This is a genomic window from Lactobacillus laiwuensis (assembly GCF_019972835.1).
Taxonomy (GTDB): domain Bacteria; phylum Bacillota; class Bacilli; order Lactobacillales; family Lactobacillaceae; genus Lactobacillus; species Lactobacillus laiwuensis.
This window is the reverse complement of record NZ_BPPB01000020.1, coordinates 1-14241: the sequence shown is the minus strand read 5'-3', so window position 1 is coordinate 14241 and position 14241 is coordinate 1. Positions and strand designations below refer to the sequence as shown.

The following is a 14241-nucleotide window of genomic DNA, read 5'->3' as shown; positions in this document are numbered from 1 at the left end:
AGTTGGTAGAGCGCTTGACTGTTAATCAAGATGTCGTCAGTTCGAGTCTGACAGCCGGAGCGAGCAAAGAGAAGAGGACCTGAAGGTCCTCTTTTTTTGCTTAAATTTAATAATTAACTTATATTTGGTTCAATCTTAAGCTGCTTAAAGGCTGAAATTAAATTCTTGAGTCCTGGTTTCAGTTTATGCCCATGTTTAACCGCAATAAAATATTTAATTTGAATCAAATTATGATCAACTGGAAGCAAGTTAATAGGTGTTTGAGCCATTCGCTTGATAATGCTGGCAGCTGAAATAGTTAGTCCTACTCCTTTTATTGCTAAATTAGTTGCAGTAATAATACTGCTGCTTTCCAATATAATATTAGGTTTGATATGAAATTTCTGAAATGCACCATTAACTTGATGGCGGATTGCAGAATTGCTTGAACTAACAATGAACGGCTCTTTTAAAATGTCTTTAATATCATATTCATTTGGCTCAAGTATAAACCGACCCTTTTTAAAGTACTTTGATCTTGGTGAAATGATTACAAAATAGTTTTCTCCGCCATTAACATAAAAATCCAATCCTTGGTTAAGAGACTCAGGTGTTTGTCCCAGATAACAATCAATTTGTTCATGTAAAAGATGAGTTTCACTTACTCTAGGAAAGTTTTCAGATAGCTGAATTTTAATATTTGGATGTGTAAGCATAAAGTGAGGTAAAAGCTCTGGCAATAAAAACGTCCCCAGGCTTTCTAAAACTCCAATTCGAATTAATTCTTTATTCGGTGATGCATATGGAATTAACTGTTCAGCTAACTTTTGCTTGTTACTAATTTTTGTTTCCAGATAATTGTAATAAATTATCCCGGCTTCCGTTAATGTAAATGGGATTGTATCACGATTAATTATTTTAGTTCCTAATTTATGTTCAATTCGCTTAATTAGTTGAGTCAAATATGGCTGTGATATATATAATTCACCCGCTGCTCTGGTAAAATTACTTTCTTTTAATAGCACGTCAATAAAATGTAAAACTGTTTCTGAATTATTCATATTTTGCCTCCAATAACAATTTTATTATAGCCTGCTTGCTATAAAACTATTTCATTTTGCCAAAAAAAGTTAGTAAAATTTAACTAATGAGTATTGAAAGAAAGGAAGTATATTAATGATGAAATCAGGAACTTATGAAGTAAAAGCTAAGGGTCATGGTTCTAGTTTTATGCCTATGAAGGTGAAACTTTCTGAAGACAAAATCAAGGAAATAGATATTGATTCCAGTGGTGAAACTGCTGGAGTGGCAGATGAGGTCTTTAAACGTCTGCCCAAGCAAATTATTGCTAATCAAACTTTAAATGTTGATGCGGTTAGTGGAGCTACAATTTCCAGTCATGGCGTGATAGATGGTGTGGCTCAGGCGATTACAAAAGCGGGTGGAGACGCACAAGAATGGCTCAACAGACCAAAGCCGAAAACTGCTGATACTTCTGACAGAGAATACCAGACTGATGTTGTAGTTATTGGTGCCGGCGGTGCCGGTCTCACTGCAGCTGCGAGAACAATTCAAAATGGTAAAAAGGTAATCGTACTGGAAAAATTCCCTCAAATTGGTGGTAATACTACTAGAGCAGGTGGACCATTAAATGCTGCTGAACCTGAGTGGCAAAATCAATTTAAAGCTTTGCCGGGTGAAAAAGAAAGTTTGGAAAAATTAGCTGCAACTCCAATTGATGAAATTGATCCAGAATATCGTGATGACTTTAAAGAACTGCAAAAGCAAATTAAGGCTTATGTAGATTCTGGTAAAAATTATCTGTTTGATTCAGTATTATTGCATGAAATACAGACTTATATAGGTGGTAAAAGAACTGACCTGAATGGTAATGAAATTCATGGTAATTATGCCCTGGTTACTGAACTTGTCAATAACGTACTTGATTCAGTTAAGTGGTTGACAGATCTAGGCGTAAAGTTTGACCGATCTGATGTTACCATGCCGGTTGGAGCCTTGTGGCGTCGCGGTCACAAGCCAGTTGAACCTATGGGCTATGCCTTTATTCACGTTTTGGGTGATTGGGTAAAAGACCAAGGTGCAACAGTTTTAACAGAAACCCGGGCACAGCACTTAATTATTGAAAATGGTAAAGTTACCGGTGTTGTAGCTCAAAGTAGTGAGGGCAGTAAAGTTACCATTCATGCGCAAAAAGTGATTTTAACTTCTGGCGGTTTTGGTGCCAACACTAAAATGGTGCAAAAGTATAACACTTATTGGAAACACATTGATGATGATATTGCTACTACTAATTCGCCAGCAATTACTGGTGACGGCATTGCCTTAGGTCAAGAGGCTGGTGCTGATTTAGTGGGTATGGGCTTTATTCAATTAATGCCAGTTTCTGATCCTAAGACTGGTGAATTATTTACTGGTATTCAAACTCCACCCGAAAACTTTATTATGGTCAATCAAAAAGGTGAACGTTTTGTAAACGAGTTCGCTGAGCGTGACACTTTAGCTAAAGCTGCAATTGCTAATGGAACTTTATTTTATTTAATTGCAGACGATAAAATTAAAAAGACAGCCTACAACACCACAGAAGAATCACTCGAAGCTCAAGTTAAGGCGGGCACTCTTCTAAAAGCTGATACATTAGAAGAATTAGCTGAAAAAGCTGGTATGGATTCTGCTACTTTGGTCGATACTATTAAAAAATATAATTCATATGTTGATGCAGGTAATGATCCAGAATTTGGTAAGAGTGCGTTTAACCTTAAATGTGAAGTTGCGCCGTTTTACGCTACCCCGCGTAAGCCGGCTATTCACCATACAATGGGCGGCTTGAAGATCAATCCGAAAGCACAGGTATTAGATAAAGATGGTCAAGTAATTACCGGTCTTTATGCAGCAGGGGAAGTCGCTGGCGGACTACATGCTGGTAATCGTCTTGGTGGTAATTCACTAGCTGATATCTTTACCTTTGGTCGCATTGCTGCTGACACTGCTTGCAGTGAGATTGCAGATAATGATGCGGTGACAGGTGCATCAAAGGAATAAAAATTGATCTACTTATAAAATAATAGTTAACCTGAATGGCTAACTATTATTTTTTTGCTAATAAATATTAATAAAGTTTATAAAAACTGTTACATTTTAAAACATAGTTTGTAAATAAGGATACCGACTACCGCACCTAAAATAGGAGCAACTACTGGCACCCAACTGTAGTCCCAGTTTGAAGAACCTTTGTTAGGAATAGGCAAAATAGCATGAACTATTCTAGGTCCCAAATCCCTAGCAGGGTTTAACGCAGGGCCAGTAGGACCACCGTCAGCAATTACTAATGCCATGATGATGAATCCGACACCCACATTGGCAACATCGACAGATTGTTTGAAGAATACACCACTATAAATTCCAGTACTAGTAAATACTAAAATTGCAGTTCCGATAAATTCTGTGATAAAACCATTCAACTTATTGTTAAGTGTTTCACCGGTGGCAAAACAAGAAAAAATTTGCCCTTCTCCATTAGTGGTTTCTTTGAAGTACGGCCAATAGATAGCGACAACCAATAATTGTCCTACAATAGCGCCGAGCATTTGTGCAATTATATATTGACTAACATGACTCCAGGGAAAAACTCCAGCTGCAGCCTTGGCAATTGTGATTGCGGGATTAATATGGTTTCCTGAAATTGAGCCAAACATCATTGCTGGTATCATTACACCAAAGCCAAACCCGAGTGCAATAAAAATCCAGCCTCCGTTTGCTTGACCATCTTTGCCATTAGCCGTGGTTTTCTTGAGAAACGAGTTGGCAACTGATCCGTTACCAAAAACTATAAAAACAGCTGTCCCCAAAAATTCGGCAAGATAGCGTGTCATCCAACTTCCAGTCATAATATTCCTCCTTTGATTAATTAGACTTTGCACAAACTATAAACTAATATGAAGCGCTTCCACAAATGGTTGGATGACTGTTAGTACTATTTGTTATTAGTAGCATTATTTTTAGTTATTGTCGGTAAAAAGACGGAAGCAGTAAGTCTTTGAAGCTATTTCACGACAAAATTTGCGCGGAATTTAACAAAAGTTATTTCTACCATAACTTTTGTTCAATGGCGTTGAATCCCTTACTATTTAAGCCTTTAATATCAAAATCCTGAAGAAATAAAAAAAACAAGTATAATTTGCTAATTGTTGCCGCTTACACAAGAATTAATCGTGAGAGCATAAAAATGAGTTTGATGTTTTGAAAGGATCAATGAAATTATGAATTTTAATAAATATGATAACGTTTTGTTGGAAGCAGAAGATGGAATTGGTACGTTGACAATTAATCGTCCTAAAGTTTTGAATGCTTTGAACTCTGAAACACTGCAAGATATTGGGGATGCCTTAAGAGAGGTAAAAGCTCACCAAGATGATATCAAAGTTTTGATAATCACTGGTGCTGGTCCGAGGTCATTTGTTGCCGGTGCTGATATATCGCAGATGCGTGACATGAATACACTGCAAGCACTTGAGTTATCAAAACTAGCACATAAGTCTTTTGGCGAAATTGAAGATTTACCTCAATTTACTATTGCTGCTGTCAATGGTTTTGCACTAGGTGGTGGCTGCGAGTTAGCTTCATCTTGCGATATGCGTGTAGGCTCTACTAAAGCTAAGTTTGGTCAGCCCGAAGTTGGCCTAGGCATTATTCCCGGCTTTGGTGGCACACAACGCTTGACACGCCTAGTAGGTCGCGGAAAAGCTAAGGAAATGATTGCAACTTCTACAATGATTTCTGCGGATGAAGCTTATCGCATTGGCCTGCTTGACGAGTTAGCAGAGCCGGAAGAATTAATGAACAAAGCCCGTGAAATTGCCAAGCAGGTTATGAAGAATGGTCCTATTGCAGTTGCTCTAGCCAAATATTCTGTTGACCGGGGCGCAGATCTGCCACTTGATGTTGCTATTGACATGGAATCACAAATTTGGGCCGAAACTTTTGCTACTAAGGATCAAACAGAAGGAATGAGTGCCTTTGTTGATAAAAGAGATGCAAAATTCTCAGGTAAATAAATTAATTGTTAAAGCTCCCCTTTGCTTTAACTAAATAACTAAAAAATTAATTATTTTAAGGAGATTAATATGAATCGCGTTACAAAATTATTAGGTATTAAATATCCAGTTGTTCAAGGTGCCATGCAGGAAGTTGCTACAGCAGACTTGGCTGCGGCAGTTTCAAATGGCGGCGGCTTAGGAATTATAGCTGCCGGGGGAAAAACACCAGATCAAGTTAGAGAAGCAATTAGAAAAGCCAAGAAACTCACTGATAAACCATTTGCTGTTAATTTAATGTTGATGGACAAGAATACCCCTAATGTTGTTAAGGTTTTAATTGAAGAAGGGGTAAAAATTGTTACTACTGGTGCAGGTACTCCGAAACCTTATATGACAGACTTAAAAGCTGCAGGTGTGAAAGTAATGCCTGTTATTCCAAATGTCAAAATTGCTAAAAAGATGGAAGAAATGGGCGCAGATGCAGTGATTGTTGAAGGTATGGAAGCCGGTGGACACATTGGTAACACCACTTCAATGGTTTTATGGCCTCAAATCGCCGATGCAATTTCCATTCCTTTAATTGCTGCCGGTGGTATTGGCGATGGTCGTGGAGTTGTTGAAGCCTTTGTTGCGGGAGCAGAAGGCGTTCAGTGCGGTACGATATTCTCCATTGCCAAAGAAAGTCCAGTCGGTGAAAATTGGCGCAAAGCCGTAATTGACGCAACAGATACTGGAACTGCAGTAGTAGGTACCTCTATTAAGGGTGGCGCTACCCGTGGTATTGCCAATGAAGAGGCTCTTAAGTTAACTGAACTTGAAAAGACTGGCGTTTCTCGCGATGATTTCAATGCTGCTATGAATAAGGCTCTTTATAAAGGCGTTCAAGAAGACGATCCTAAAGAAAGCTTCTTCATGTCTGGTGAAGTTGCCGGATTGATTAAAGAATCAAAACCGGCTGCTCAAATTGTGCAGGATCTCATGGATGATGCCCAAAGAGTCATTAAAAAAGGCGTAGAAATTTTATAGAAAGAACAAGAGGTAAGCATTATAGCTGAAGAAAAGTTAAGAATTGGGTTATCTGGAACTTTTACTAAGCGAGTTACAGATGAACTGGTCCAACAATTTGCTGAACTAAGCGGTGATCATAATCCAGTTCACATGGACGAAGAATTTGCCAAAAAGACCCAATTTAAGCATAGAATTGCGCACGGAATGATTACTGCTGCTTTTATTTCTACATGTCTAGCAGAACATATTCCGGGACAAGAAAGTTGTATTTATCTAGATCAAACCCTTAAGTTTGTCAAACCTGTGTACTTAAATGACGTGTTGACTGTCAAATGTACGATTACTGAATTTATTCCTAAAAAGAACTTCACTATTGTTGTGTATGATACTACTGTAACAAATCAAGATAATGTTGTTGTTACTAGCGGTCAAGCACAGTGTATGGCAACTAAGTAAAAATAGATTTATGTGAGATAAAAATACCTTGCACTAACTGGAATTTAACTGGTTATGTGCAAGGATTTTTTTACTAAAACAATAACTTAAAGTTATATATACAGTGAAAATTATGTATTTCACAATCTATGATTGTAAGCGTTATCCTAATAATGTCAGAACAATGTATGAATGACATAGTTCGGATAGTTATTGGTTTAAAATTAATTTTTTGGTTACATAAATTGCTCTCATCAATCTAAATAAACTCATTTTTTACTGTAATTAAATAAATTATATTTTGACTCATTAGGAGGATTAATCTGATGGCAATTCAATTTATTAATAGTCAAAAAGCTGCTGAGTTAATTCCAGATAATGCAGTAATTGCACTAGATGGGTTCTTAGGTACTGACACTCCAGAAGAAATTTTGGAATGCATGAGAGCACGCTATAAAAAAGAAGGACATCCTAAAGGACTGGATGTTTGGCACGCAGCCGGCATAGGCGATGGCAAAACTAAGGGGACAAATAATTTTGCAGAAAAAGGTTTTCTACATCGTTTAGTTGGCGGGCACTGGGCACTAGCACCAGAACTAGAGCCATTGTCAGCTGCTAATGATTTTGAAGCTTTTAATTTCCCTCAAGGAGTTTTGTCACAAATATTTAGGGATGCGGCTGCACATAAGCCGGTTTTGATTACTAATGTAGGTTTAGGTACCTTCGTCGACCCTGAGGTTAGCGGCGGTAGATTAAATGATGCAGCTAAAAATGCCACACTGGTCAATAGGATCAATATTCATGGTAAAGATTATTTAGCTTATGAAGTACCAAAACCAAATGTTGCTCTTTTACGGGGCACATTTGCCGATGAAGATGGGAATATTACGTTTGATGATGAGCCGCTTACCCTAGTGGCAACAGCGATAGCAATGGCTGCTCATAATAATGGTGGTAAGGTTTTTGTTCAAGTTAAACGTGTGCTTAAGCGCGGTTCCATGAAGCCTAAAGATATCAGAATACCAGGGATACTAGTTGATTATGTTGTAGAAGCTGATAGTTCTGAGTGGACTAAGCAGACAACGGATACCCAGTATAATCCTGATTTTGTTAGTTCTGCTGTTATTACGGCGGAAGATGAAATTGATTTACCACTAGATAGCAAGAAAGTAATCGCAAGAAGAGCAGCACTCCTATTCAATAAAAAAACAGATCAGGTTGTGAACTTTGGAATTGGTAAATATCCAGAAACATGTTCATTAGTTTTAAAAGAAGAAGGTTTATCTGATAACATAATGACTACAGTTGAGCCTGGTACTTTTGGTGGTACACCTCTAGGTGGTGGTGACTTTGGAGCTGCAATTGCACCACAATCAATCATTGATGAACCATATATGTTTGACTTTTATGATGGCGGTGGTATTGATTTAACGTTTTTAGGGTTGGCTGAAGCAGATGCAAAAGGTAATCTGAATGTTTCTAAATTTGGTCCTAAAATAGCTGGTACAGGTGGCTTTGTTGATATTACACAAAACACACCAAAAATTATTTTCACTGGTACATTTACTGCGGCAGGCTTAAAAGAAGAAGTCAAAGATGGTAAACTTCATATCATTCAAGAAGGAAAAGTTAAGAAATTCGTTAAAGATGTTCAACAAGTAACTTTTTCAGGAAAAGTAGCATATGAAAATAACCAAAAAGTTTGGTATGTAACTGAACGTGCTGTATTTGAACTGGTTAAAGATGGGTTGAAATTAATAGAAATCGCACCTGGTATAGATTTACAAAAAGATATTCTTAATCAAATGGAATTCAAGCCGATTATTAGTGATAATTTGAAAGAAATGGATCCTAGAATTTTTCAAGAACCCATTATGAATATTAAAGAAAATAGTTAGTTTTATTAAGTTAAGCTAATAAAAGAAACAGTATTTTAAATGATTTAAGAAAATGCATTTAATGCTGCTTTTTTTATAAATCTGAACGTGAATGAAAGTAGGAGAGCTTATCTTGGATATTAATCAGATTAAATATTTGCTTGCGATAATAGATAATGATTTTAATTTAACTAAAAGTGCCGAGATCTTACATGTTTCTCAGCCAGCAATTAGTAAATCAATCAAGGATATTGAGTTTAGACAAGGAATAAAAGTTTTTAAGCATAAAAAGGGCAGAATTATTGGCCTTACTCGTTATGGCTTAGCCCTAGTTAATGAATCAAGAAAAGTATATCAACAGTATATTGAAATGATGGAAAAACTAAATCGCTTTTCTGAAGAAAAAAATGGAACTGTTAAAATTGGAATTGCTCCTGTGATTAATTCAATCGTATTTAACGATGCGTTGATTTCTTTCATTTATTCTAATCCTGGGATTGAGCTTAAACTTGTTGAATGTGGTGCTTATAGCCTGCAGAAGATGCTTGTCTTAGGAGATATTGATTTGGCTGTAATTGTTTCTCCAGCAACAATCGAAGGTATTTATGAAAATTTAATTTATGAAAGCAGCGTCAGGGTGTGGTTTAATTCTAATCATCGTTTTAACAAAATAAAAGAAAAGGAAATACCTTTTACTGAAGTTGAAAAAGAAAAAATAGTAACTTTGACTGACAGTTTTATGGTTACCTTCCAGCTAAATAAAAGATTTAGAGGGGATCGGATGAAGCCTAATTATTTTTTACAAACCGTTTCTTGGGACCTGGTTTTAAACTTGGTACAGCGAGATTCAGACTTAATTGGAATTTTGGCTGCCCCCATAGGACAAAATTATAGTGACAAGGAAATTAAGAGTAAAGAAATGACCCCAACTTTTCCTTGGAGAATCTCACTTTGTAATACTATTACATCTATCGAAAGTCCTACTGTTGAATACACCAAAAAATGGTTTTTGAAATATTTTTCTAAGTATAAAAAGATTTCAATTGAAAACTAGAAGGAATAAAAAATGTTAATGCAAATTGCTAATAGAAAAATATATTATGAAATAACAGGGAAAGGTCCCGCAATTGTTTTTTTTCATGGCTTTGGCGGAAATCATGTTGTGTGGGCGGGACAAGTGCCGTATTTAGTTCAGCACGGTTACCAAACAATTACTTTTGACTTGGCAGGTCACGGCAAGTCAAGAGGATCAGCAATAAGCAACATGGTTGAGCTTGCAGATGAGGCAGCAACATTAATTACAAATTTGGATTTGAAATCCATAATTTTAATTGGTCACTCTATGGGAGCGGGCCTAGTATGGGCAATTTTAAAATACCATCCTGAACTCAATATAGTTAAAGTAGTTACAATTGATCAAACACCTAAAATGCTTAATGATGAAGAATGGAATTATGGCTGGGCTCATGATCAGATAGAACTGACACAAGATAATTTTAAAGATATATTGTCATATTATGACAATATTAAAGAAACGCTTAATGGTATTGACGATCAAGTTTGGTCTAAACTTTACCCGTTTAAGCAAAAATATCCCTTTGAGCGAGAGAAAAATATGCCGCTACTGTTTGATCATGTTCAAAAAGATTGGCGTCCAACGGTCTACGGTATTCATATACCTGCACTTTCAATCAGTTCAACTAAAAGTCCCTATTTTAAGATAGGCTATGCTACTGAAATGCAAAAACATAATAAGAATATTGAAATAAATACAGTTGATGATGCTGGCCATGACATAATGGCAGAAAAACCAGCAGAATTTAATCATTTGCTGGGAAAATTTTTAGGAATTGAATAAAAATATTGAAATGATAATTTTGTTTTCTGATCCTGAAAACTATTTTATTTTTCTAGTTTAATACGTGATATAGCATTTATTGGTGGTGATCTTTCTAAATTTGTTCCTGTCAAAGCTAATGCTGCAATTAAAAATGTCAAAGCAAATTTAATATGGAGTGAAAAAATATGAAACGAGAAAATACAGTTAAATTAGCAATAACTGCTGTTTTTTTAGCAATACTGATTTTACAAACTTTTGTGCCTAATATTGGTTACATTCGCATCTTGCCAGCACTTCCAGCTATTACTACTGTTCCTCTGACGGTCGCAGTTTACAGTAGTTTACTCAGTCCAAGCTATGGTATTGTTTTTGGTCTAATTTGGGGATTAACTAGATTAATAGTGGCATATACACAACCAGGCGATATGGTTAGCTTATTGCTGTTTCGAAACCCAATAATAGCTTTAGTGCCGAGTATATTTGCTGGCTTTTTGCCCAGCTTATTGACAAATTACTTTACACAAAAAAATTTAGAAATTAAAAAGTGGGTATATGCATTAAATGGAGGCATAGCGTCAATAACTAATACGGTGCTAGTTATTGTATTGGCAAGTCTATTTTTCATGAAAAGCCCTAATGAATTAATTGCAAATATAGGAAATTTTTCTGCAGGAATGCCACTATTCTTAGTTTTACTGACTTCTTTGGGAATAAACGGATTAATTGAGGCAATTTTTACAGCACTAGTTACGCCTTTAATTGTTTCTCCTCTGCATTATATTATGAAAAGAGCATAGAAAATGAAAAATTTTACGAAAGTTTCCAGGCATGATTGGTCCCAAACTGAGAATAAAACTAGTGAAATCAGCAAAAGTGAATTAAAGAGTCTTACTTCATTAGGAGATATAGTCAATGCCACCGATATCAATGAAATTTATAGCCCATTAGTGCATTATTTATATCTTTTTGTGCATAATGAAAAATTATTGTTAGAATCAATGAATCATTTTATTAATGCTAATAATGTCAATAAACCTTTCATAATTGGTATTTCCGGTCCTGTAGCAGTAGGAAAGTCTACGGTTTCCAGATTATTAAAGGTGTTACTTAAACGTTTGTATCCTACACTAAAAGTACAACTCATGACAACAGATGGCTTTTTATATCCAAATCGAGAGTTGCAGAAGAAGAAGCTAATGGACAGTAAAGGATTTCCTGAATCATATAATATGAAATTATTAGCAGATTTTCTATCAGATGTGGCAACAGGACAAAAGGAAGTTTTTTATCCCTTATACTCACATGAATTGTCTGACATAGTTCCCGGTGGCTATGGTAAAATAACCAACCCGAATATATTAATAATTGAAGGAATAAACACTTTACAAATCCCACCTAATAAAATGATAGCAACAAGTGACTTTTTTAATTTTTCAATTTACATAGATGCAAACGAAGAATTGATCAGGACTTGGTTTTTACAGCGCTTTGTTCATCTTTTAGCTATGAATCAAAACAATCCTGCTAGTTTCTACTATTTTTGGGCGAACAAGTCTAAAAGGGAAGCAGTAGAAATGGCTGAAAAAGTTTGGCAGACGGTTAATCTAGTTAATTTGCGTGAATATATAGAACCTACTAAAAGCAGAGCGAATGTCATTTTACACAAAACTTTAGGTCATGAAATTAACTACATTTACTTGCGTGATTATTAAAAAAGGAAGGCCCAGGCCTTCCTTTTTTATATGTATCCACGTTCTAGAGCTACAAAAATGGTAACAATTAATAAATCTGCACAGCCACCTAAACTATAATTGTGGGCCAAACAGTCATCATTTAATTTTTGCAGGCATTTTTTACCAGCTGGAGAAGCATAACCACCTAGCTCTAAATATTTATAGGCTGCTTGATGTAGCCAGTCAATCACATTATAATTTCCAGCTCGCTTAATCAAATTACTGTCAACCGTAACTGTTGCTATTTTCATTAAGGTATCAAGGAGTCTCGTTTGGAGCGTCCCCTTAGTGTTTTTTAAAAAAGGTAAAGCTACTTCACGTACAATAGGATAGCCTCGTTCAGCTTGAGCACGAGCCCCGCCAATATGATACTGCTTAAATTCTTTTTCACCTGCTGTTTGTAACTCATTATTTTGAATCAGATCATGCTGTACAAGTCCTTTACACATCTTAGTAATAGTAAGGAATAATTCAGTATTGTTTATCATACTATAACTTTCAGCACAAACAAAGATGCCTAGAGCAAAAATTGCCCCTTTATGTGTATTAGCGCCGTGCGTTGCAGCATACATTTCTTTTTCAGCAGTAATGCCTCTTTGTCTTAATTGCTGAAACATTTGCGTTAAATCAGTCGACTGAAAGTTTTGCCCAATTTCAACAGCAGCAGCAAAATATTCCTCTAAACTTAAACTGCTGTCAATAAAAGTATAAATATTCATATCGGGATGCGGGCCTTGGCTGATAGGATCTACTAAGCCAGGTTTTGGCGCGGTAACAGATTCATATAAGAGTGAGCGTAGAGCATTTTTTGTAATTGAATTAGTCATAGTTCTATGTTTTTAATCATTAATTAGTTTGATAACAACGTTTTCAGTATAAACTATTTTAAAAATAAATTTAATCACTTGTAATTTATTTAACGAATTAATGTAAAGCACCAAAAAGCCACATATCAAATAACATTGATATATGGCTTTTCTAATGCTATAAAAAATTAATTTTATTTACTGAGTTTGCCAAACAGCTTCTTATAGCGAATTGCAATTAATAGTGTATCAATAAATCCTAGTAAAGCAATAATTACGTCTAAGAACATAACGTTTTTCATATTACCAATCCAACCTATGAAAAGTGGGATAGTAAATGAAGCGATTGAGCCTGCAGTATAAAAGAATCCGGTAACTGTACCTTTACCAGCAGGGAAAAAATCAGCCATAACAGTTAATGCTAATTGCATTACTCCACCGGCTGCAAAGAAGCCTACTAAAAACGCCAAAATGATCATCAAAGCAGCATTGGTTGGAAATAGCCACATTAGCAAAATAGAGACAAAAGCGCCCAGAGTGTAAACTGGTACAAATTGAATTTCACTAATCTTTTTACCTAAAACAGCAGTTAAAAGAACACAACAAATTGAACCCAAAGAATACCATGAAACTAAGGAATGGGCAGATGCTTGAGCCATGCCACCAACTTGTTGCCCATACTGTGTAAGCATTTGGCTTACTAAATAGAAAGTTGCTTGAGAAATATATCCGTAAATGATAAATAATGTACCATCAATCCAGACGTTGCTTGCAATATTATTATTTGCTTGTTCTTCAGCTTTTTTGGCTTTCTCTTCATCTTCTTTGGTAACTTCATTCGAGTCTGGAAAAGCTCCACCAAATAGGAAATATAAAAAAGTAATTACTAGAATTGCAGCTGGAATTATGAATGACCAACCATACCACATGTGTGCGGCAGCGAGTCCACTAACAATAAATGGTAATAGGAACTGACCGGCTGAAATAAAGGCTTTTAAAACAACATTAGATGTACCCTTTGAGTTTGGATATATTTCCATAAGTCCAGGATACGTGCCCGTATCCAAAAACGAATTGGCCATTCCAGCTAAAATGCCTAGAATGTATGCTATGACAGTGTTGGGTGAAAGTAGAATACCAATAAAAAAGATGAAGTAAGTGACAATACCTAGCTGAACGAAAGGCTTGCGTCCAAATTTGTCCGATAAAACGCCTGAAATTAACAAATTAATAATCCTGCCTATACCTAACGCAGAAACTACTGCTAGAGCAGCTGTTTGACTTGTACCCCATTGTTTAGCTAAAGCAGCAGCATTTTGTGATAGTATTATCACTCCCATGCCATGAACGAAATAGTTAAAATACAAGGCAAGAGCTGTAGGTGTATATTTATTTTTCATACTTTTCTCCTAATCTCCTAAAACTTTTTTAGTTATTATCATCAGAAAACATAATTTCACGAATATAATCAGTCGGCATCTCTTTACCTGTCCATAACTTAAATGAGGC

Annotated in this window: 13 protein-coding genes and 1 pseudogene; 9 read left to right on the top strand and 5 right to left on the bottom strand. The window is 35.9% G+C overall.

The window, feature by feature from the left end:
- Positions 1–113: 113 nt before the first annotated feature.
- Positions 114–1040, bottom strand: a complete 927-nt coding sequence (locus LDM92_RS09395; RefSeq protein ID WP_223903015.1) for a LysR family transcriptional regulator — start codon at positions 1038–1040, stop codon at positions 114–116.
- Positions 1041–1158: 118 nt separating this feature from the next.
- Here LDM92_RS09395 and LDM92_RS09390 point away from each other — a divergent pair, with 118 nt between their 5' ends.
- Positions 1159–3039, top strand: a complete 1881-nt coding sequence (locus LDM92_RS09390) for a flavocytochrome c (RefSeq protein ID WP_223903017.1) — start codon at positions 1159–1161, stop codon at positions 3037–3039.
- Positions 3040–3128: 89 nt separating this feature from the next.
- Here the strand turns inward: LDM92_RS09390 and LDM92_RS09385 are convergent, their stop codons facing one another.
- Positions 3129–3884: an MIP/aquaporin family protein gene (locus LDM92_RS09385; protein WP_223903014.1), complete on the bottom strand. Its 756-nt coding sequence runs from the start codon at positions 3882–3884 to the stop codon at positions 3129–3131.
- 372 nt (positions 3885–4256) lie between these two features.
- Between LDM92_RS09385 and LDM92_RS09380 the strand changes: the two genes are divergently transcribed.
- The 8 genes from LDM92_RS09380 to coaA all read left to right on the top strand — a co-directional run bounded on the left by LDM92_RS09380 (position 4257) and on the right by coaA (position 11905).
- Positions 4257–5051, top strand: coding sequence for an enoyl-CoA hydratase-related protein (locus tag LDM92_RS09380; protein WP_223903013.1), 795 nt, complete (start codon positions 4257–4259; stop codon positions 5049–5051).
- A 69-nt stretch (positions 5052–5120) separates the two neighbouring features.
- Positions 5121–6059 (top strand): nitronate monooxygenase, encoded by a 939-nt coding sequence (locus tag LDM92_RS09375; RefSeq protein WP_046326548.1) that lies wholly within the window; start codon positions 5121–5123, stop codon positions 6057–6059.
- A gap of 18 nt (positions 6060–6077) precedes the next feature.
- Positions 6078–6497 (top strand): MaoC family dehydratase, encoded by a 420-nt coding sequence (locus LDM92_RS09370; RefSeq protein WP_309294917.1) that lies wholly within the window; start codon positions 6078–6080, stop codon positions 6495–6497.
- 305 nt (positions 6498–6802) lie between these two features.
- Positions 6803–8374 (top strand): acyl CoA:acetate/3-ketoacid CoA transferase, encoded by a 1572-nt coding sequence (locus tag LDM92_RS09365; protein ID WP_223903012.1) that lies wholly within the window; start codon positions 6803–6805, stop codon positions 8372–8374.
- 112 nt (positions 8375–8486) lie between these two features.
- Positions 8487–9407, top strand: a complete 921-nt coding sequence (locus LDM92_RS09360) for a LysR family transcriptional regulator (RefSeq protein ID WP_223903011.1) — start codon at positions 8487–8489, stop codon at positions 9405–9407.
- A 12-nt stretch (positions 9408–9419) separates the two neighbouring features.
- Positions 9420–10211, top strand: a complete 792-nt coding sequence (locus LDM92_RS09355) for an alpha/beta fold hydrolase (RefSeq protein ID WP_223903010.1) — start codon at positions 9420–9422, stop codon at positions 10209–10211.
- A gap of 167 nt (positions 10212–10378) precedes the next feature.
- A complete protein-coding gene (locus tag LDM92_RS09350) occupies positions 10379–10990 on the top strand; it encodes an ECF transporter S component (protein ID WP_223903009.1) in 612 nt (203 codons plus the stop codon).
- A 3-nt stretch (positions 10991–10993) separates the two neighbouring features.
- On the top strand, positions 10994–11905 hold the full coding sequence (gene coaA, locus LDM92_RS09345; RefSeq protein ID WP_223903008.1) for a type I pantothenate kinase: 912 nt from the start codon (positions 10994–10996) through the stop codon (positions 11903–11905).
- Positions 11906–11931: 26 nt separating this feature from the next.
- Here the strand turns inward: coaA and LDM92_RS09340 are convergent, their stop codons facing one another.
- The 3 genes and pseudogenes from LDM92_RS09340 to LDM92_RS09330 all read right to left on the bottom strand — a co-directional run.
- Entirely contained in the window at positions 11932–12753 is an 822-nt protein-coding gene (locus LDM92_RS09340; RefSeq protein WP_223903007.1) for a triphosphoribosyl-dephospho-CoA synthase, read from the bottom strand.
- A gap of 173 nt (positions 12754–12926) precedes the next feature.
- The gene (locus LDM92_RS09335; protein WP_223903006.1) at positions 12927–14132 is read right to left on the bottom strand and encodes an MFS transporter; all 1206 of its coding nucleotides are present in this window, start codon (positions 14130–14132) and stop codon (positions 12927–12929) included.
- Positions 14133–14160: 28 nt separating this feature from the next.
- A pseudogene (locus tag LDM92_RS09330) lies at positions 14161–14241 on the bottom strand (serine protease); the annotation flags it as partial.